23 protein-coding genes are annotated in these 20003 nt (G+C 60.3%); 15 read left to right on the forward strand and 8 right to left on the reverse strand.

The window, feature by feature from the left end; genetic code table 11:
* Positions 1-35: 35 nt before the first annotated feature.
* The 4 genes from NKG59_RS26010 to NKG59_RS26025 form a co-directional block, all read right to left on the reverse strand.
* Positions 36-398 (reverse strand): COG4315 family predicted lipoprotein, encoded by a 363-nt coding sequence (locus NKG59_RS26010; RefSeq protein WP_173941059.1) that lies wholly within the window; start codon positions 396-398, stop codon positions 36-38.
* Positions 399-908: 510 nt separating this feature from the next.
* The gene (locus tag NKG59_RS26015) at positions 909-1142 is read right to left on the reverse strand and encodes a hypothetical protein (protein ID WP_173941060.1); all 234 of its coding nucleotides are present in this window, start codon (positions 1140-1142) and stop codon (positions 909-911) included.
* 285 nt (positions 1143-1427) lie between these two features.
* Positions 1428-2825 carry a heavy metal sensor histidine kinase gene (locus tag NKG59_RS26020; RefSeq protein WP_173941061.1) on the reverse strand — a complete coding sequence of 466 codons (1398 nt, stop codon included), beginning with the start codon at positions 2823-2825 and terminating at the stop codon, positions 1428-1430.
* Positions 2825-3511: a heavy metal response regulator transcription factor gene (locus NKG59_RS26025; protein ID WP_173941062.1), complete on the reverse strand. Its 687-nt coding sequence runs from the start codon at positions 3509-3511 to the stop codon at positions 2825-2827. Before NKG59_RS26025 ends, NKG59_RS26020 begins: the two co-directional genes overlap by 1 nt.
* Positions 3512-3683: 172 nt before the next feature.
* Here NKG59_RS26025 and NKG59_RS26030 point away from each other — a divergent pair, with 172 nt between their 5' ends.
* Genes NKG59_RS26030 through NKG59_RS26050 form a run of 5 tightly spaced genes read left to right on the forward strand, consistent with a single transcriptional unit; the run spans position 3684 to position 8474 of the window.
* Positions 3684-5531 carry a copper resistance system multicopper oxidase gene (locus NKG59_RS26030; protein ID WP_173941063.1) on the forward strand — a complete coding sequence of 616 codons (1848 nt, stop codon included), beginning with the start codon at positions 3684-3686 and terminating at the stop codon, positions 5529-5531.
* Entirely contained in the window at positions 5531-6601 is a 1071-nt protein-coding gene (locus NKG59_RS26035; protein ID WP_173941064.1) for a copper resistance protein B, read from the forward strand. The genes NKG59_RS26030 and NKG59_RS26035 overlap by 1 nt, the downstream gene beginning before the upstream one ends.
* Before the next feature lie 32 nt (positions 6602-6633).
* On the forward strand, positions 6634-7020 hold the full coding sequence (gene copC / locus NKG59_RS26040) for a copper homeostasis periplasmic binding protein CopC (protein ID WP_173941065.1): 387 nt from the start codon (positions 6634-6636) through the stop codon (positions 7018-7020).
* A gap of 4 nt (positions 7021-7024) precedes the next feature.
* Positions 7025-7954 (forward strand): copper homeostasis membrane protein CopD, encoded by a 930-nt coding sequence (gene copD / locus NKG59_RS26045; RefSeq protein ID WP_173941066.1) that lies wholly within the window; start codon positions 7025-7027, stop codon positions 7952-7954.
* Between the two features lie 31 nt (positions 7955-7985).
* Entirely contained in the window at positions 7986-8474 is a 489-nt protein-coding gene (locus tag NKG59_RS26050; protein ID WP_173941067.1) for a DUF411 domain-containing protein, read from the forward strand.
* Positions 8475-9061: 587 nt separating this feature from the next.
* On the opposite strand, the gene NKG59_RS26055 is transcribed toward NKG59_RS26050, so the two are convergent.
* Genes NKG59_RS26055 through NKG59_RS26065 form a run of 3 tightly spaced genes read right to left on the reverse strand, consistent with a single transcriptional unit; the run spans position 9062 to position 10079 of the window.
* Positions 9062-9436: a carboxymuconolactone decarboxylase family protein gene (locus NKG59_RS26055; protein ID WP_173941068.1), complete on the reverse strand. Its 375-nt coding sequence runs from the start codon at positions 9434-9436 to the stop codon at positions 9062-9064.
* 10 nt (positions 9437-9446) lie between these two features.
* On the reverse strand, positions 9447-9722 hold the full coding sequence (gene merP / locus NKG59_RS26060) for a mercury resistance system periplasmic binding protein MerP (protein ID WP_173941069.1): 276 nt from the start codon (positions 9720-9722) through the stop codon (positions 9447-9449).
* 12 nt (positions 9723-9734) lie between these two features.
* Positions 9735-10079: a mercuric transporter MerT family protein gene (locus tag NKG59_RS26065; RefSeq protein ID WP_173941070.1), complete on the reverse strand. Its 345-nt coding sequence runs from the start codon at positions 10077-10079 to the stop codon at positions 9735-9737.
* A gap of 75 nt (positions 10080-10154) precedes the next feature.
* Here NKG59_RS26065 and merR point away from each other — a divergent pair, with 75 nt between their 5' ends.
* The 9 genes from merR to NKG59_RS26110 all read left to right on the forward strand — a co-directional run bounded on the left by merR (position 10155) and on the right by NKG59_RS26110 (position 17394).
* Entirely contained in the window at positions 10155-10553 is a 399-nt protein-coding gene (gene merR, locus NKG59_RS26070) for an Hg(II)-responsive transcriptional regulator (RefSeq protein WP_173941071.1), read from the forward strand.
* 186 nt (positions 10554-10739) lie between these two features.
* On the forward strand, positions 10740-11732 hold the full coding sequence (locus NKG59_RS26075; RefSeq protein ID WP_024979379.1) for a DNA-binding protein: 993 nt from the start codon (positions 10740-10742) through the stop codon (positions 11730-11732).
* Positions 11733-12258: 526 nt separating this feature from the next.
* The gene (locus NKG59_RS26080) at positions 12259-13053 is read left to right on the forward strand and encodes an SDR family NAD(P)-dependent oxidoreductase (protein ID WP_253543107.1); all 795 of its coding nucleotides are present in this window, start codon (positions 12259-12261) and stop codon (positions 13051-13053) included.
* Between the two features lie 32 nt (positions 13054-13085).
* Positions 13086-13421: a carboxymuconolactone decarboxylase family protein gene (locus NKG59_RS26085; protein WP_253543108.1), complete on the forward strand. Its 336-nt coding sequence runs from the start codon at positions 13086-13088 to the stop codon at positions 13419-13421.
* Positions 13422-13573: 152 nt separating this feature from the next.
* The gene (locus NKG59_RS26090; protein WP_253543110.1) at positions 13574-14137 is read left to right on the forward strand and encodes a TetR/AcrR family transcriptional regulator; all 564 of its coding nucleotides are present in this window, start codon (positions 13574-13576) and stop codon (positions 14135-14137) included.
* Between the two features lie 176 nt (positions 14138-14313).
* Complete coding sequence (locus NKG59_RS26095; protein ID WP_253543116.1) at positions 14314-15018, forward strand: DsbA family oxidoreductase; 705 nt, start codon at positions 14314-14316, stop codon at positions 15016-15018.
* A 105-nt stretch (positions 15019-15123) separates the two neighbouring features.
* Positions 15124-15684 (forward strand): OsmC family protein, encoded by a 561-nt coding sequence (locus NKG59_RS26100; protein WP_253543118.1) that lies wholly within the window; start codon positions 15124-15126, stop codon positions 15682-15684.
* A 72-nt stretch (positions 15685-15756) separates the two neighbouring features.
* Positions 15757-16860: an alkene reductase gene (locus NKG59_RS26105; RefSeq protein ID WP_253543120.1), complete on the forward strand. Its 1104-nt coding sequence runs from the start codon at positions 15757-15759 to the stop codon at positions 16858-16860.
* 186 nt (positions 16861-17046) lie between these two features.
* The gene (locus NKG59_RS26110) at positions 17047-17394 is read left to right on the forward strand and encodes a twin-arginine translocation protein (RefSeq protein ID WP_253543122.1); all 348 of its coding nucleotides are present in this window, start codon (positions 17047-17049) and stop codon (positions 17392-17394) included.
* A 177-nt stretch (positions 17395-17571) separates the two neighbouring features.
* Here NKG59_RS26110 and NKG59_RS26115 read toward each other — a convergent pair whose 3' ends face one another.
* Positions 17572-18501: a LysR family transcriptional regulator gene (locus tag NKG59_RS26115; RefSeq protein ID WP_253543124.1), complete on the reverse strand. Its 930-nt coding sequence runs from the start codon at positions 18499-18501 to the stop codon at positions 17572-17574.
* A gap of 127 nt (positions 18502-18628) precedes the next feature.
* On the opposite strand from NKG59_RS26115, the gene NKG59_RS26120 reads away from it, so the two are divergent.
* Positions 18629-19831 carry a MalY/PatB family protein gene (locus tag NKG59_RS26120; protein ID WP_253543126.1) on the forward strand — a complete coding sequence of 401 codons (1203 nt, stop codon included), beginning with the start codon at positions 18629-18631 and terminating at the stop codon, positions 19829-19831.
* Positions 19832-20003: the final 172 nt, after the last annotated feature.

A 20003-nucleotide genomic window follows, 5' to 3' on the forward strand; every position in this document is an offset into this window, starting at 1 on the left:
TCTAACGGCTTCCATGCGCTTCTCTAACGCGCTAGTCAAGGCCTGGCCACGTGCCACGCGCCAATGACGCCGTCGCCAGTAGTGTCGCCCGGCTTCTGGTCCTTGCTCCAGCGGTACAGCGGATGGCCCTTGTAGGCCCACTGGCGCTTGCCGTCATCACGGGTGATGAAACTCCAGTCGCCGCTCGCCTTGTCGTATGAATCGGCCAGCGCGGGTGGCCAGTTGGTCGCGCACGTCCCGTTGCACGCGCTTTTGCCGGCCGTAGTGTCTTTGTCGAAAACATACAGCGTCATCTTGTGCTCATCGACCAGCTTGCCTTGCATAACCTCGGGCGGCTCGGCAAGCGCCGGAAACGATGCGACCGCGCCCAGCGCCAACATCATCAGGGTACGCGACATAGTGTGCTCCTTGCGTTGTTGATCAATATCTACGCTAGCGTCGGGACGGCAAGCTGCTACCAACGACCTGGGAATTCCGGTTGTGTGAGATGAGTATAGGTGGTGAACACCGCACGGCAATTGATGCTGTAGCACGCCGCGGTGTCGACGAAGAGGCGAAGCATGGATGTTGCGGTGGAGCGCTTTGTGACGCCGATCTACCAGATGCCGACGAGGCCAGTTAGAGGGTTGGCCGGGAGATCAACGGTGCCGGGCGCCGGGATTGTGGCGGTCATTCCGGTTGAACGTTTTCTGCACCTGCACGTTTCAGCTGAAACAAAGGACCAGTGAACGCGCCCGGCAAAGACGGACGACACGAGTGCACCTGAGAGATTGAGGCGCTACGCTCCTGGACAACGCGAGCGTGCTCGACGACCCTGACGTGGAGACGGCCGCCGCGAACATGCGATAAGAAAAGAACCCCAAAAGGGGTTCTCCAGGCCACCGGGGAAGTGCAATTCCGGGCGATCTTTATTGATGGCCGCCGTCCGTGTACGGATCGCGTTTACCCATCGAATTCGCGCCATCGGTGTAGACATCGCGAGTTCCGCCCCTGCCATCAGTGTAGGGGTCGCGCGCTCCAACGGATTGAGCACCATCGGTATAGACGTCGCGCGGTCCAGGGCCGCCGGCCGCGCCGGCTACGTTCATGCCCAGCGCCAGCAAGGCGGCTGCCAACAGGGCGGACTGTTTGAGGTAGTTCATCGCGTTCTCTCCTGCTTGATGTCGAAACAAGGTCTTACTCTGCGAAAGCAGTGTAGAGACTCGCGAATAACGGGAACGTGACCCTCGTATTACAAGTTGGTCAGGCGCGCGGTGCGCCGAATGTTTGTGTGAGGCTGCTCATTGCATGGCGCGACACGCCTGCGCGCATTTTTCACACGCACGTGCGCAAAGATGCGGTGCCTGGGAGGTCGCAAATCTCAGCACCTGTTCGATTCGTAATCGGCGCGCCATGGGGCAGTCATGTGCGCTAGACACGGCTGGTTGCTATGCCAGCCCGGCGGGCGCTTCGGCCGAATGCGGCAGGCGAATGGAGAAACGAGTGCGCCCATCGACGCGCGCCACAGCAATGGTGCCGCCATGTGCCACAACGATCGCCTTGGTGATGGCCAGCCCGAGTCCTGCGCTTTCTGATTCAGGCCGCGCGCGTGACTTGTCTGCCCGGAAGAAGCGTTCAAAGATGAAGGGTAAGAGATGCGGTGCGATCTCGTTTCCGTCATTGTCGACGGAAATCGTGACCCCCTCGCGTTCGTCATTGATGGTCACGAGCACGTGGCCGTGCCGAGGGGTATGCCGGATCGCGTTGGAGAGCAAGTTACTCAGCGCGCGGCGCAGCATGAGCCGGTCGCCCACGACATGACCGTTCCCACGCAATTCGAGCTGGACAACCTTGTCCTCGGCGAGTGCATCATAGAACTCGAACAACGCGCGGATTTCATCTGCGATGTGAATGTCCTCGGCGCTTGGCAGCGTCAGACTGTGCTCCATCTTGGCGAGGTACAGCATGTCGGACACCATGCGTGCCAAGCGCTGCAGTTCCTCCGCGTTGGAGGTCAGCACGTCGCGATACTTGGCGCCCTCGCGCGGCTGGGACAGCACGACCTCCGTCTGCGTGAGCAGGTTCGTGATGGGCGTACGCAGTTCGTGCGCGATGTCGGTTGAGAAGTCTGACAAGCGGCAGAAATCGCTCTGCAGCCGCTCCAGCATGGCGTTCAGGGTAGCGGCAAGGTCGGCCACCTCTACCGGCACGGTGTCAACGGGCATGCGCTCGTCGAGCTTATCGGCCGTCACCGTACGCGCCCGCGAAGCCATGGTGCGCAGTGGCGCCAGGCCATGGCGTGCGGCCCACCAACCGAACAGGCCGGTGGCTAGCGCTGCGACGGCAATGTAGAAAGCCAGCGTGCCACGGAACGTATGGAGGAAGTGGGCGTGGATGTCCGTGTTGATACCCAGCAGAACATCGAGGGCGCCGGATGAGCCATCTCGCAGGGGGATGGCCGCGTGCATGCCCCGATACTGCTGACCGCCTTGCTCCCAGACAAGCGCATCGCTGTTGCGCCGTAGCTGCGCTAGCGCTTGCGCCGCAGCCTGGAAATCAAAATCCTTGGTCACGTACAGGATTCGCCGGTCCGGCCCCTGGATGCGCGCCACAAGATCGGTGCGGTGCTGGAGCGCTTCCCGAATGCGCTCGGGCACCTGCGTGGCGGGGCTCGATTCGATGATCTTCTCGATGACGCTGACGTTCTCACGTAGCGCGGTATAGTCCTCCACCGCGAAGTGCTGGTCCATGGCCAGCGCAATCACGACACCCAGCCCCAGCAAGACGGCAGCCGAACACAGCGAGAAATACGCGGTCAGCCGCGTCGTGAGAGAGAACCGGCCCATCAAGCCGCTTCCTCGGGAGCTTCGAGCACATAACCCATGCCGCGCACCGTTTGGATCAGCTTCGGCTCAAAGTGATCGTCGATCTTGGCGCGCAGGCGGCGGATGGCGACGTCGATCACGTTGGTGTCGCTATCGAAGTTCATGTCCCAGACCTGGGAGGCGATCAGCGAGCGTGGCAGGACTTCGCCACGGCGCCGGACCAGCAATTCGAGCAGCGAGAACTCCTTGCTCGTCAGCGGGATTTTCTGGCCACCGCGCGACGCGCGGCGGCGGGCCAGATCCAGCACCAGGTCGGCCACCTGGATGCGGTCGGCGGTGACCGCGCTGCTTCCGCGGCGCAGCAGCGTGCGCACCCGCGCCAGCAGCTCTGCAAACGCAAACGGCTTCACCAGGTAATCGTCGGCACCCAGTTCGAGTCCTTTGACGCGGTCTGCCACGCTGTCGCGCGCGGTCAGGAACAGCACCGGCACTGCTTGTTCCGAGGCTCGCAACGATTGGACGATCTGCCAGCCATCGACGTCCGGCAACATCACGTCCAACACTAGCAAGTCGTACTCACCGGTCATGGCCAGATGCCGGCCGTCGGTGCCGTTGCGGGCCAGATCGACCACGAAGCCGGCTTCAGTAAGACCTTGCTGCAGGTACTCTCCGGTTTTGGGTTCGTCCTCGACGACTAACAGCTTCATATCGCGCCTGAATCACTTTTTATGGCTTGTATGGGCTGTAGGGTACCGCGCTGTAGGTGGCATCACACCAAGATGACCGATTTGTAATGTTTCGGTCAGGTCGAGGTAGCCTGGAACTGGGTAGCCTGCACGCAGCTTTCTGAGTCGGACATTACGTAAGGAAAACTCGATCATGCGCAGCAATCGTGCCTCTGGCCTCGTACTACCGAATCTGCCTCGGCGGCGGTTCGTGCAAGGTTTGGCCGCCGGCGGGGTCATTGCCGGCCTGGGGCTGAGTGGCTTCACTTCGGCGGCATCTGCCGCGTCCACCGCGCTGGGGACAGCTCCGGTGTTGCGCGGCACCGAATTCGATCTGGTGATCGACGAGACGCCGGTCAACTTTACCGGCAAGCCGGCCATGGCGACCACCATCAACGGCATGCTGCCCGGGCCCACGCTGCGCTGGCGCGAGGGCGACACCGTCACTCTGCGCGTGACCAACCGCCTGCGGGAGCCGACCTCGATCCACTGGCACGGCATCATCCTGCCGTTCCAGATGGACGGTGTGCCCGGCATCAGCTTCCACGGCATCCCGCCGGGCGAGACCTTCACGTATCGCTTCAAGGTCCAGCAAAGCGGCAGCTACTGGTATCACTCGCACTCGGGCTTCCAGGAGATGACCGGCATCTACGGTGGCCTCATCATCGACGCCCGGGACGGCGACCCGATTCGTGCCGATCGCGATTACACCGTCTTGCTCTCGGACTGGACCGACGAAGACCCGATGCGGGTGCTCTCCAAGCTCAAAACGCAGAGCGACTACTACAACTACCATCAGCCCACGGTGGTGGATTTCTTCCGTGACGTCTCCAATGACGGCTGGAAGGCCGCCATGGACAAGCGGGCTATGTGGAACCAGATGCGCATGAATGCGACCGATCTGGCGGATCTGTCCGGCGCCACACTGACCTACCTGACCAACGGCGTCACACCCGCTGGTAACTGGACAGGTCTCTTCTCGCCGGGTGAGACGGTGCGGCTGCGCTTCATCAACGGATCGGGCAACACCTTCTACGACGTCCGTATCCCAGGGCTGAAGCTCAAGGTGGTGCAGGTCGATGGGCAGAACATCGAGGCGGTCACTGTTGACGAGTTTCGCTTCGGCCCCGGAGAGACGTGCGACGTGCTCGTTTCACCCAAGGACGACGCCTACACCATCTTTTCGCAGTCGATGGATCGTACCGGCTACGCACGCGGCACGCTGGCAGTTCGCCAAGGTTTGCAGGCTGCAGTTCCCGCGCTCGACAAGGTTGAGTGGCTCTCGATGGCCGACATGATGGGCGACATGGGGGGGATGGGCGGAGTGGGGCACGCCGGCATGTCGGGCATGGATCATGGTGGCATGCAGATGATGGGCGATGGCGGCATGACCATGATGGATTCCGGTGGCATGACGATGATGGGCGACGGCCAGCCCGCGGCATCCAGCAGTGCGCCGGACAATCTGAAGGTGCCGAGCAAGAAGGCGCGGCATGCGCGCACGGAATATGGCCCGAGCACCGACATGCACGTCGACATGGCTCGCACCAACCTGGATGATCCCGGCATCGGCCTGCGTAACAACGGACGGCGCGTCCTAGTGCTTGCCGACATGCATACCATCGGCGGCCCCATAGACAAGCGTGGTCCGGGGCGCGAGGTGGAGTTGCACCTCACTGGCAACATGGAGCGTTACACGTGGTCGATCGACGGTGTGGAGTTCGGCAAGTCGACGCCGGTGCATTTCCAATATGGCGAAAGGCTGCGGGTCATTCTCCACAACGACACGATGATGACCCACCCGATGCACCTGCACGGCATGTGGAGCGAGCTGGAGGCGCCGGACGGCACGTTCCTCGCGCGCAGGCACACCCTCCCAGTACAGCCCGCGCAACGCATCAGCTTTCTTGTCACGGCGGATGCGCTGGGCCGCTGGGCGTGGCACTGCCACCTGATGTTGCACATGGACGCGGGCATGTTCCGCGAAGTGGTGGTGGCCTGATGCTCGATTTTCATAGCGGATCGTTCATGCGCAAGCACGCAAGAACACTATTGACTGTAGCGCTGGCTGCCGCCGGCATCGGCGCTGCCTCAGCCCAGGACATCCAACTGATGAACGGGGAGACAGCCCCGGCGTCCCAATCTGGGCCCCAGAATACTGGCGGTTCGATGCAAGGGATGGATCATGGCTCGATGCAAGGGATGGATCATGGCTCGATGCAAGGGATGGACCACGGCTCGATGCAAGGGATGGACCACGGCTCGATGCAAGGGATGGACCACGGCTCGATGCAAGGGATGGACCACGGCAGCATGAACATGCAAGGCGGTTCGGCGCCACCCGATGCGCGCGATCCCGATGCCTATTCGGGCGGATACCAGCTCGGCACCGGAAAATACGCGCTGGGCGACCCCCGCCACATGATGATGATGGCGGACGAGCACAACTTTGGCTCGGTGCTTGTGGACCGGTTGGAGTGGGTTCACGGTAACGATGCCAATGCAACGGCCTACGAGTTGCAGGCTCGGTTCGGCAGCGCGTACAACAAGGCTGTCCTGAAAGCCGAGGGCGACGTGTCGAAGGGGCGCTTCGAAGAGGCCCGCACCGAGTTGCTCTGGAGCCATGCCGTAGCGACGTTCTGGGATACGCAACTGGGGATTCGGAACGATGCAGGCTTCGGCCGGCCCGCGCGCAACTGGGTGGCTTTTGGGGTGCAAGGCTTGGCCCCGTACTGGTTTGATGTCGAAGCAACGGCCTATGTGGGCAACAGCGGACGCACAGCACTGCGCTTGTCCAGCGAATACGAACTGTTGCTGACCCAGCGGCTGATTTTGCAACCGCGCATTGAAGCCAACTTTTATGGCAAGCGCGATCCGGAGCTTGCCATCGGCAGTGGGCTTTCCAACGCGACGGCCGGCTTGCGGCTGCGCTATGAGTTCAGCCGCCAGGTTGCTCCCTATATCGGCGTCGAACGCAGCCAGTCATTTGGCGGTACAGCCAAAATGATCGAAGCTGCGGGCGGGCGTCGTGGCGAGACCCGCTTTGTTGCGGGCGTGCGCCTCTGGTTCTAGTTTTCCCCACTCCTAACCTCACGGGTGTTCCTATGTTCACGTCTCGTTTTGCTACCAAGGCCATCATTGGCACCTCGCTGGCGCTCCTGGCTACGGCCGCGCTCGCGCACCCCAAACTTCTGTCTTCGACGCCCGCTGATCAGGCGGAAGTGACTGCGCCGCCGAAGATCGAGCTCAAATTCTCGGAGACCCTCACGACGCAATTCTCCGGGGCCAACCTCGTTATGACGGAGATGCCCGGTATGTCGGGACACAACCCGATGAAGGTTGCCGCAAAAGTCTCCGCCGGCGACGACGCCAAGACGATGGTCATCACGCCCGCACAACCGCTGACGACCGGGACGTACAAGGTGGAGTGGCGCGCGGTCTCGTCGGATACCCATCCGATGACGGGAAATTTTTCGTTCAAGGTGAAGTAAGACCATGGCGGACGATTGGCTCAATATCGCCCTGCGCTTTGGGCTGTACCTGGACCTGACGATCCTGTTCGGGGTCTCGCTGTTCGGGGTCCAGGCGTTGCGGCCCGATCACCGGGCCACAGCGATTGCGCGCCGATACGTCCGCGTCCTCGGAGTCACAGCCGCTTTGGGCATCGTGCTGTCGCTCTGGAGCTTCGTTGTGATGGCCAAGGCGATGACGGGGGCCACCGACTACGCTGAACTGACCAGCCATGTCTTTGGCATGATGCTGACTACCACCGCGGTTGGTCTAGCCTGGATGGTGCGGTTGGCGGCTCTGGCTGGATGCTTGGTCGTCGTTGCGCGGTTGCGGAAGCATCCAGCGCCTCACTTCGGCGTGTGTGCCGGGCTGGGTGCGGTGGCTCTGGTAACGGTCACTTGGGCCGGGCATGGGGCGATGGACGACGGTGCGAGGGGATACCTTCATCTCGCATTCGATATCGCCCACGTTTTGGCCGCTGGCGCCTGGGTCGGAGCATTGACGGCGTTTGTGCTGCTGGCGTCAACAAGGCAAGCGGCCGCCTTGGAAGCAGTGGAAATTCTTAGTCATACATCCAATGGCTTCGCGCGTCTTGGGGCGCTGATCGTTGCCACGCTGCTTTCGACCGGGACGTTCAACTATCTTTTGATCGTCGGGCCAACGATTAACGGGCTGGTCTCCACGCTTTACGGGCGTTTACTGTTGATCAAGCTGGCTTTGTTCGCGCTGATGCTCGGCTTGGCAGCGGCCAATCGTTATCGGCTGAGCCCCCGGCTTGAGGCGGCGGTTCGGGCCGCAGACCACGCCTCTGCGGTGATGGCGTTGCGTCGCAGCCTGATCACGGAAGCCAGCCTTGCCGTACTGATTTTGGCGTTGGTCGCTTGGCTTGGCGTGCTGTCGCCGCCGGGAACCTGATACCACCTACCTGTTTGCTGGAGGAACCACGATGATGAAATCGCAGATTGCCAAGCCAGTGTCCGCGATAAGGCGGTTCATGGTTGCGGGTCTGGCACTGCTACCTATCGTGGTGCTGGCTCAAAAGGCCGGATCAAAACCCGTGATCCAGGTATGGAAGACGCCGAGTTGCGGCTGCTGCAAGGACTGGCTCACGCACCTGCAGGACAACGGTTTCGACGTCGTGGCGCACGATGTCGAAGACACCGTTGAAGCCAGGACGAAGGCAGGGATTCCCGATCGCTATGCTTCTTGCCATACCGGCATCGTGCAGGGGTATGCCTTGGAAGGGCACGTTCCGGCTCGCGAGATCAAGCGGCTGCTGCGCGAACGCCCAAAGGCCGTGGGCCTTGCGGTGCCGAGCATGCCGCTTGGCTCGCCTGGCATGGACGGGCCCGCTTACGGTGGTCGCCGCATGCCTTACAACGTACTGCTCATCGGCGCGAATGGTCAATCGACCGTGTATCAGGCGTACAACTGATTCGCGCAAGTACCGCAAGAAGCCCGCGATGAGCGGACCATCGATGGTCCCCATGCGTGGGGCGAAGGATGGCCATCCATGAAGGGAATGTCTCCCGTTGATCTTCCGGCAAGCATTCAAACGACCGGGCTGCTGATTTTCACCGTCTGGATCGTCATCTTGTTGGGATTTGCATGGTACCTGCGCCGCAGAGATGGTCGACGGCCCCGGCCAACAGAGCGCCGGGATTCACGCGGGCGTCAACCAACTAAGTCGCGCCGCCGCCATTGACGCCAAGGCTCTGGACACGAGCCGTAGCATTGCCCTATCCGGCGTTGTAGTGCCTGCGATAGCGCTCACGCCCATCGATATCAAGAGCAATCGCGTCGCCTTGCAAGGCTGATCCGAACTTCCATCATGGATAACGTAGCGCCCCGCGTCCGCGATGGATTCATTCGTGGAGCGCGCAAAACAGGTCAGTTCGTGGAGTACGCGATCGGCTTCCAGGGCGACCAGAACCACCCGGCCGTTGCCACTCTCACGGAAGCCGCCGGTACCGTCATTGCACCCAATCACCCAATGGGCGTGGCTTGCGGCTCGGTCGTCAGTTATTGGCAGCAGATCGGCTGCGCGTCCGGCACCGGCTGCCCCCCCCTGATGTCCTTGTAGGCCTTGAACGCCTTGAGCGCCCACATCTCGCCGACGCAGCCGCCCATCGTCGAGGCGACGGCAAGCATCTCGCCCAGCTCATGCTCGGTCGCCCCCAGTTTCACCGCCTGCTGCACATAGAACTTGAAACACGGCTCGCAGCGCGCCGAGATTGCCCACAGCATCGCGGCAAGTGCCTTGATGCGGGCCGGCAGCACCCCGTCGCAGAAGATCGTCTCCTGCCGCATCTGGTTGATGTGGCGGGTCGTGTTGTGGGTCAGTTTGCCGAACTCGGCCATCAGTCCCATGGCCGGATCGATGTCGGTCAGTTGCATGCCTGCCTCCTTACGGCCGCACGGTGGATGGGTAGCCTGCGTTTGTCGTGGCGCGTGTCAGCGCCTCCGGCTTGGCCTTGTCGGGGTCGTAGGTGACGCTGGCGGTCTTGTGGGCGAAATCGACCTTGACGGCGCTCACCCCAGGCACCTTTTCCAGCGACTTCTTGACCGTGATCGGGCACAGCTCGCACGTCATGTTCTGCACGTCGAGTGTCACGGTTTTCGGCGCAGCAGCCAGCGCCATGAGAGGCAATGCCGCGCATACGGCCATCAACAGTTTGCGCATGAGGGTCTCCAATCAGTAGAACAGCGAGGCCAGCCATGGCGCGGCCAACAGGCCGAGCAGCACGGCGGCGACGATCCAGAACACCAGCCGCTGGCGTTTGAGCGTGCGCGGCTCGGCGCAGGGCGTGCCAGGCGTGCAGGCACGCGGCACCAGGTAGAGCTTGCGGAAAGCCAGCCCGAGAAACAGCAACGTCAGGCCGATGAAGACAGGGCGGTACGGCTCCATGGCCGTCAGGCTGCCCACCCACGAGCCGCCGATGCCGAGCGCGAGCAGCACCAACGGGCCAACACAGCACACCGATGCGCCGATGGCGGCCAGGATGCTCGCAACCAGCGAGCTTTTCCCGGAGAACTGCATACCCGACTCCTTGAACCTGTTTGCTCAAGTGTTAGTCTAGATCCCGTACTAAAGTACGGAGTCAAGGAGAATGTGATGGCTGCGGAACTGACCATCGGCAAGCTGGCGGACGCCGCCGGGGTGAACGTGGAGACCATCCGCTATTACCAGCGGCGCGGCCTACTGGATGAGCCCTCAAAACCGCCGGGCGGCCATCGGCGCTATGCCTCGGAACAAGTCAGGCGTGTGCGCTTCATCAAACGGGCGCAGGCGCTGGGGTTCACGCTCGACGAGGTAGGCACCTTGCTGTTGCTGGATGCGGCGTCCGCCTGTGGTGAAACACATGCGCTGGCGGCGCGCAAGCTGGACCTCATCGAGCGGAAGATGGCCGACCTTGCTGCCATGTGCCAGGTGCTGACCGGACTGGTACGGCAATGCGAGGCAGGTGATGGTCATGCAACCTGTCCGATCATCGATGCGTTGGTGCAAGACTGAACCGGTGGCCTCGTCGGTTTTATTGCGTTCTGTACTGGTGGACCGGGGTAGCAACCACCGAGGACTGCCTCACACGTGATAATCCGCCATTATCACATGTGAGATTTCGACTCAAACCAATCACCTTGACGCGTCAATTAGGTACGTATATACATGGTACGTACCACAGTATCAAATTCTAACGCCATGGCCCGTGCCGGACTCAGTCGTCTTGACATTAAGCGTGCTCGCGATTCGCTGCTCGCCAAGGGACAACACCCCTCGATTGATGCGATACGTATCGCGCTGGGTAACACCGGCTCGAAGACGACGATCCACCGCTACCTGAAGGAACTGGAAGAAGAGGAAGGCGCGGCGCTCAAGCGGGCCGGCACCACCTCCGACGCCATCCTGGATCTGGTGGGCAGATTGGCGGCGCGCCTGCACGAAGAGGCGCAGGCGGTGGTCGACCAGCAGGTCACGGCCGCCACGGCACAGCGCCAGCAAGTCCGGGCAGAGGCCGACAAGCTGTCCGCAGATCTCGTCGCGCTTCGCGCCGAACTGGCGCAGGCTCATGCCACCATTGCCAAGGAGCGGGCCGCGCACAGCGACACGCAAGCGGCGCTACAGCAGCGCACCATCGAGGCGGAGCGCTCTGCGCAGCAGGTTCAGGACCTCACGGCCCGGCTGGCCGAACATGAAGGCTTCCGACGCTCACTGGAGGAAAAGCTGCAGCACGCCCACCAGGCGCTGGACCACTTCCGCAATGCTAGCAAGGAGCAGCGGGATCAGAACGCGCGCCGGCACGAGCAGCAGGTCCAGCAACTGCAGGCGGAAATCCGGCAGGCCAACCAGGCGCTGATCGTCAAGCAGGGAGAAATCACGCAGTTGAACAGGGATGGCGCGAGGCTGGTCGCCGAAGCCGGGGCCACAACGAAGCGTGCCCGCGAACTGGAAGCACGCGGCGAGCAAACACTGGCGGCGCTGAACCAAGCGCACGCCGACCACACGCGGGCGGAGACGGAACGGGATGTGTTGCGCGCGACGGTGCAGGTCCAGGCCGATGAGCTTGCGGCCTCGCGTGCGGAACGTGAGCAGACGGCGACGGAGTTGGCCAAGCTGGCAGCACGGCTCGAAGCCCAGCAGACGCTACTGGCTGACTACCGGGCGCAGCTCGGAGTAGCGGCGCCGGCGGCATGAAACCGCCAGATTCTGCATCAAAAGGACGACTGCCGCGAAATTGCTGAATTTCCAAGTCACTGATCTACAAAGGAAATTCAGACGAAACCGCCAGATTTTGCGCGAAAAGGACGACTACCCCTAGATTGGCGTTCCTTGCAGGGGCAAAGTCCCCTATCGTTTGCCCGAACAGCCGCGAAGAAGAAACTAAGGGCAAGCTACGCAGCCACCGCAAATAGCGGCGCGCCTTGGGTTCACAGGGCACATAGTTGGGGGCAACGACTTGAGGCGAGGGCGACGTCAGCGCCACACGGGTCGTGTTTTCGTTCCATCCTATTCCGAGCCATACGGGACCTATCTCGCTCCCACATGGGGAGCCTCGCAACCCGCACTGCCAGTCGCCTGCTCACTCGCTGGTACAACGGTGTCGGCGACTCCAGCAGTCCCGCCCTTCCCCTCGGTTGCCATCTTCTTGACATTCCCCAGTATCCTGCTACGATACCTACCAACTAGTCGGTAGGTTAACTTTTCACAGCGAAGGTGTCCCATGGAAAGCAAGCAATTTGAAGGTCACAAGCTACTGGTCGTCGGCGGTACAAGCGGGATTGGCCTGGAGGCCGCACAGATGGTTGCCTCGCAGGGCGGATCTGTCGTAGTCATCGGAAATCGCGCAGACAAGGCTGAAGCCGCAGGCAAGCAACTGGCCGCAATCGCAGGCCAAGACAAAGTGGCGGTCCTGACAGCAAACCTGTCGGACTTTGCAAGCGTGCAAGCGCTCATCGCCAAATTGGCGAACGAACATAGTGACGTCGATCTGCTGGTCAACGCCGCGGGCATCTACTACCCGAAGGCGTTCCTTGATCACTCGCTTGAGGACTACGACAACTTCCTCAATCTGAATCGTGCGCTGTTCTTTATTACCCAGCAGGTAGCGTCTTCGCTGGTGGCCAAGAAGAAGCCGGGTTCGATCGTCAGTGTTACGGCGGTAGCTGCCAGACAAGCCATTGAAACGGTTGCAGCCTCAGCCTATTCGATGGCGAAGATTGGGCTTGACGCCTTAACGAGGCACGCTGCGGGTGAACTGGCTCAACACGGCATTCGTGTGAATGCTGTCAGCCCCGGCATCGTGGAGACCCGCATCTTCGAACGCTTCATTCCCGGCGAACAACTCGATGGCGCGCTCAAGGACTTCAACAGCTTCCACCCGCTGGGACGAAATGGGACGCCTCGCGACGTGGCCGAGGCCATCGTATTCCTGCTGTCGGACAAAGCCTCGTGGGTCACGGGTGCCGTCTGGGACGTGGACGGTGGCGTGATGGCCGCCCGCAAGCTGGGAAATTAACTCTCGACCACTCTTTGAAAAGGTGAATTGAAATGGAACAAAAGTGGGGCAACAAGATGACGGCGCTGATTAAGCGCGTCACCGCTTTCTCGAAGGCAAACGCACCGGTCGCAACGGCCTTCCACAGGTTGGAGACCGCGACTCGGGAAGGCAATGTCCTGGATGCGAAAACGCACGAGTTGATCTCCTTGGCCGTAGCCGTAACAACGCGCTGTGATGGGTGCATCGCCGCCCACGCCGCAGCAGCAAAGAAGGCTGGCGCCAGCAAGGAGGAGATTACCGCAGCGCTGGGCACGGCTATCGCCATGAATGCCGGCGCCGCGTACGTCTATTCGTCTCGCGCGCTCGAGGCATACGAAGAGCTGTAAATCGCTGATTTGTGGACGGTGTCCCCGGGTGACATTTCAGACGCACGGGGCCACCCACTCCACGGGCTTGACGGACTACCGGCTAGTAGGCAGGCTTCAACTATGCCGGCGCGGTGCACGTTGTGTCCCAGTGCAGACGGCTAGGAGAATGTATGGCAATCGGAACACGAGACGCATTAGTGCATGTAGCGGAAAGCTTGATGCGTACCAAAGGATATGCAGCGTTTAGCTACGCGGACCTGGCCGAGACGGTCGGGATCAAGAAGGCAAGCATCCATCACCACTTCCCCACGAAGGAAGATCTGGGTATCGCCATCGTCGAGGACTATATCGCGAGCGTGCGCACGGAGTTTGAGCGCATCGAAAGGACGCATCCCGATGTGGTTGCTCGTCTGATGGCGTTCTTCGTGACGTTTCGTGCCAGCAGCGAAGGTGGCTTGTTACCTCTTTGCGGAGCGCTGGCTGCAGAAATGGCCGCTTTGCCCGCAGGTCTGCAAAAACTTACGCACCGATTTTTCGACGTGCAGTTGAACTGGCTGACGGCGATTCTCGATGAAGGGGTAGCCAAACGAGAAATCCCACGTGGCCGCGGTACCCGCCAGAAGGCTTTCTTGTTGCTCAGCGTTCTGGAGGGCGCCAGTTTCGTCAACTGGGCAACCAAGGAAGGCGACTCGGTAGACGACAGCATCATTCGACTCATCGTCGAAGAAATGTAGCAAGCAGCAAAAATCGGAGCCGGCCACCGTCGCTCCGACTGAATTTCCGGAACCATTGCCCGGACCTACATGGTTCTTTTTCTTTGGTTTCTACACCTACCTACTAGTTGGGTTGTTTTTGACGTAGCGTTGCCCTTGCCGTGCACATCGGCATCTTTTCCTCGAAGGATCGAGTTATGAAGCAAGTCACTGTAGAAGTTTGGTCAGATTTCGTCTGCCCATGGTGCTGGATCGCAAAGCGGCGATTCGAGAAAGCGGTACAGGCTTTGGAAGGGCAACTCAACGTTGTCGTCATCCCAAAGGCCTATCGCTTGGCAAAGGGAATGCCGCCAACCGACTTCAAGACGGTAGCTCACCGCAAATTCGGGAATGCGGAGGCTGCCGAACAGCTGATGGAGGCAATCCGAACAAACGGGGATGCGGAAAACCTCAAGTACGAATTCGACACCATGCGGTTCGGTGACACGAGCGATGCGCACGCGCTGGTTAAGAGCATCCAGTCACCGGTCGACAGTCTGCGAATGATTGAGCGCATCTACCGAGCCGGCACCACAGAAGGCATCGATATCTTCGACCGAGCCGCATTGCTCTCTCTTGCGCGGGAGATTGGTATTTCAGTGTCTTCTGTCGATTTCGACTCTCCCCGCATAGCAGCCGAAATCGCTCGCGAAGAACTGCAGGCAAATCGGATTGCCCACGGCGTGCCGCTGTTTGTCTTCAACGGTAAGGCGCATGTGTCTGGAGCGCGGTCACCTGCCGCATTCGAAAGCGCCCTACTAGAAGCAGCAGCGCATGTCGACGAATTCGCGGCTGCCGAAGCTGGCGCGAGCTGCAGCATCGACGGCTGTTCGATCGAACCCCTGGCGACGCAAGAGCGGTAACGCGACCTCGTACCCAACCCACCTTTCGACTCTGGTGAAGCGCCATCTGCGAATCACCAGAGCCAATCCACGCGCGAAAGCGCCCTTTTGTAGAGCAACAATCAAATGGACAACAACCTGAACGGTATCAACGTAGCCGCTTTGCAGGAGTTTGCGCAGAGCGTAGCCGAAGCCACCGACGCATCGAAGCGCAGCGCTCGGTTCAACGTCAAGACCAAGTGGGAACATCAAACGCGTTCGGTGGCGACTGTGAGCCGCTATTCATTGGTGGGCGCGGAGTACCCACGGCACTTCGAAATCGCGGCAGACGAACCGGTGGAATTCCTCGGTCAAAATTCCGCGCCCAACCCTCAAGAACTCCTGATGGCCGCCCTGAATGCTTGCCTGTCAGTGGGCTACGCAGTGAACGCAGCTGCAATGGGTATCACCATTCATAGCCTGGAAATCGAGACCGATGGGGAGCTCGATCTGCGCGGCGTCCTTGGTTTGAGCGATAGCGTCAATCCAGGGTACGACCAAGTGAGCTACGTTGTCCGGCTGCACACCGATGCCCCCCGTGAGAAGGTCGAGGAGCTACACGCGGTGGTTACGAAGACTTCGGTGAACCTGGCCAACTTCTCCAAGGCCATTCGCATGGTTCCGACGCTTGAGATTCAGAACGCGTAACTCGCCCCCCAATTCTTCAGTTGAATTCATGCGGCGCTGCGCTGCTGTGCCGCTCACCATTCGAGGTACTCAATGAGCAAGCTGTTCACTCCCCACGACCTGTCTGGCATCCCACTCGCCAACCGCGTTGTGATGGCCCCGATGACTCGCACCCGGACGGTCGACAACGTTCCGAACGAGTTGACCGCGCTCTATTACGCGCAGCGTGCATCGTCCGGTCTCATCATTACCGAAGGTTTGCCCATCTCCGACGAAGGTCGTGGCTATCTGTACACCCCTGGTCTTTACACCGACGAACAAGTTCAAGGCTGGCGGAAAGTCACCGACGCTGTCCACGAAAAAGGGGGGAAGATCTTTGCCCAACTTTGGCACGTTGGGAGAATGTCCCATACCTCGATTCAGCCCGGTAACGCAGCGCCAGTGTCCGCGGGAGAAGTGCCCGCAACGAACACGACGGTTTACGCGTGGTCGGAACCAGGTGTTGCCGGGCCTGTGGCGCCGAGTAACCCGAGAGCGTTGAGCGCGGACGAGGTTCGCCGTGTCACGAAGGACTTCGTGGCGTCTGCGATGCGTGCAATCGACGCTGGCTTCGACGGGGTTGAACTCATGGCGGCAAATGCGTTCCTGTTCGACCAGTTCCTCAGCAGCGAACTGAACACACGCACGGATGAGTACGGCGGCTCCATCGCCAATCGTCAACGCTTTCTGCTGGAGACGGTCGATGCCATTGCCGAAGCAATCGGCGGTGCTCGCGTCGGGGTACGGGTATCGCCGTTCGGGCGCCTGTATGACCTGCGTCCGTATGCGGACGAGGAAGAAACGTGGGTAAGCGTTGCTGGCGCACTCAACGAGCGAGAACTGGCCTACGTACACCTGAACTATCAGCCCACCATCACCGCCGCAGAAGTTCCTGCGGGATTCGGTGCTCGGTTCCGTGAAGTCTACCGGGGTACGCTGATTGCGGCAGGCGGCTTCACCCGCGAGTTGGCCGAAGCGGAGCTGGGAAAGGGTAATCTCGACCTCGTCGCCTTTGGAACCTTGTACATCGCCAACCCGGACCTCGTTGAACGTATGCAGAACGGCTGGCCCTTGGCCGAAAGCGACCGCTCTACGTTCTACGGCGTTATTGGCGCCAAGGGCTATACCGACTACCCGGCTTATCAAGAGACCGCCTAAGTCCAGCGAGCACATGGAGCTGCGAAGGGACTCCTCTGCTCGTTGCCGGAGCGCACAGCAATTTCCGCTCATTTCTGGCACGCAGTCCCTTCGCTTTTTTTCTGGTCGCTTGCTCGAACAACCTGACTGATTCGAATCAGTCGGCTAGTAGAACCCGTCACACCTCAACTCAAGAAGGAGCCAATCATGGCAACCCGCTTCTCTTCTACGCATTTCCGCCGCAACTTGATGGCCGCTTTGACGGCACTGAGCGCTTCAGCTGCGCTGCTGTCTTCGCCACTCGCGAACGCAGCCGTTCACGACCGCGTGGACCCGTACTCGCAAGGCCAAATCAAGAAGACCGACCCCTACACAGATGGCGCTCGAAAAGTAGACCCGTACACAGATGGCGCTCGAAATGTAGACCCGTACACGGATGGCGCAGAGAAGAGCACCGATCCGTACACGCAAGGTGGAAATCACCCCGGGGAGAACGCGTCGAAACTGTCCTGGAACCGCGACACGACTTATCCGCGCGACGCTTCGCGCGGATAACGATCCGATGAGGAGATGGCCTGGCATCAACCTGGGTTGCCCCGGAATGGATTCCGCGCCCAGACGCAAGCTCGATGGCTGCTGGTCGAGCAGCCATCCGATCACCTACCCTTGCTTAGGTGAAAAGACCACCGTGCTTGATTGAGTTCTCACGGACAGATCTACGTCCAGTCGATATCACAACCACACGGCGGCAAATGCGGTTGAGATCTGTTGTTGAAGCCAGGCATGCCCGGGAATTCCAGCATGGCGATGATGGAAATAGACCTCGAGCGTGTACCTGGGAATTTGGAACGGCGCCGGATGGATAGCTAGAGGGGCCGCACCACAGAACTGCTCAGCAACTCTTCGCGGGAGTGTGATGAGGTAGTTCGATTTCGCGACGATGAAGGGTGCGGCTAACAAACTCGGCAGTTGAATCGCAACATCACGCTTCAAGCCTAGACGTTCCAGAGTCGCGCTAATGATGCTGCCGGTGTCGAACCACGGGACAACAACGACGTGACGTGCCTGAAGGTATTGCTCCAAAGACAGCGAGTCGCGAATCACGGGGTGGTCATGCCGTGTAGCCACTACGTACTCGTCCTCGGGGCCGAACATTATCTCGACGCCTTCGGGTGGGGTCGTTGCTGGCCCATTGCGCAAGCCAAGTGCGAAGTGGATGCGCCCCGCCTGCAGTTCTTCCAGCGAGTCGCTGTGGGTCGAATAGACCATGCGAAAGCGGAGATGGGGGGCAACTGATTCCAGCCGACCAATCAGGGCAGGGAGGACAGCAAAAGCTGTGAAATCGGTCGCTGCAAACACAAAAGTCTGCTTGGACGTGGCGGGGTGAAACGGTCTCGCACTCTCAAGGCACCAGTCGAGTTCCGACAGCGTTCTTACTACGGTAGTGGCCATCTGCTCTGCGCGAGCGGTCGGCTGCATCGCACTGCCATAGCGCACGAACAATTCGTCAGAGAGGCTGGTCCTGAGCCGGGCCAGCGCATGACTTACGGCAGATGGGCTCATCGCCAGTTCATTGGCTGCGCCGACAACGCTCTTGTGCCGATACAGCGCGTCAAAGACCAGAAGGAGATTGAGATCAACGCGTCGCAGCCTATCGTGCATGAGATGCAGCTCACTCTGAAAAGAATGCAGTACATGCATTCTATAACGACCCTAGTATTGGCCATTCCCGGAGCAGCAATTCGTTCAACTCTGCCGCCCGCCCGCGCATCGAAAGGACAACTTGTTTATGTCACAGAACGCAGCATCCGCTTTTGACCGGCCCGTTGATCGCCGCGGTTCCAATTCGATGAAGTGGGCCGCCCCATCTCAGTTTTTGACGCCCTCTCAATGTGCGGCTGACCCACTGCCAATGTGGGTGGCAGACATGGACTTCCAGTCGCCAAGCCAAGTTATCGAGGCGCTGCACGATGCAGTTTCCTTCGGCGTCTTCGGATATCCGGCTGGCCCGACTGCCGGATATCTTGACGCGGTAACCAACTGGCAGCGGCGTCGCTTCGGCTGGGATATCGAACCTGATTGGGTCGTCCCAACGCCCGGTGTCATCACTGCGATTAAGACGGCAATTCAGGCGTTCTCTTCGCCCGGGGACTCAATCCTGATTCAGCCGCCGGTTTACGGACACTTTCATCAGGATGTGCTGCTGAATGGCCGGCATGTTGCGGCTGCCCCGCTCGTCCTTGATGAGGGGCGATACAGATTCGATGCGAGGGTCTTCGAACAAGCAATCCGCAGCGACACCCGGATCTTTATTCTCTCCAATCCGCACAACCCCACGGGCAACGTCTGGTCTGAAGAGGAGTTGCGCATGATGGGAGAGATCTGTCTGCGACACGACATCCTCGTCATCGCGGACGAGATTCATCAAGACTTTATTTTGTCGTCCTCACGTCGACACATTCCTTTCGCCTCTCTCAGCCCACGCTTTGCCGAGCACAGCATCACATGCACCTCTGCTAGCAAGACATTCAACCTGGCAGGTCTGCAGTGCGCCAACCTCTTCGTACCGGACTCCCGGCGGCGCGCCGAGTTCATCAGGCAGCTCGACCGCAATCAGTTCGCGGGCATCAATCTGTTGGGGATGGTCGCTACGGAAACGGCCTACCGGCACGGCGAACCCTGGCTAACAGACTTGTTGGGATATGTCCGTGGGAACCAGCAACACTTTGCATCCACAGTCAACGCCGCCGCTTGGGGCCCGCGCGTGCATGAAATGGACTCTCTTTACCTAACGTGGCTTGATTGTCGTTCCCTCGGAATGCCGGCAGCCGAACTGGACGATTTCATGCTGACCAGGGCGCGAATCTGGTTCGACAAGGGGCCAAAGTTTGGGGCGGAGGGGCATGGGTTCCTACGAGCCAATTTGGCGTGCCCGCGCTCCGTCGTGGACGAAGCCATAGCAAGGTTAAAAGCTGCATTTTCGAAGAGTTAGTCCTCATGCACCTCCATCCTTGATTGAGTGCACGAGAGATCAACACTGTTAACGCGCGAGCAGAATTGACCCACTTGGCGGGGTGATTTGCATCGAAATTTGACCCACGTGATTGAATGTCCTGCTCAATCTTTGAGCAGGGGATACAGAGGTGATCACGGTGGGCATGTTG

This window comes from Ralstonia chuxiongensis, assembly GCF_024158925.1.
Classification (GTDB): domain Bacteria; phylum Pseudomonadota; class Gammaproteobacteria; order Burkholderiales; family Burkholderiaceae; genus Ralstonia; species Ralstonia chuxiongensis.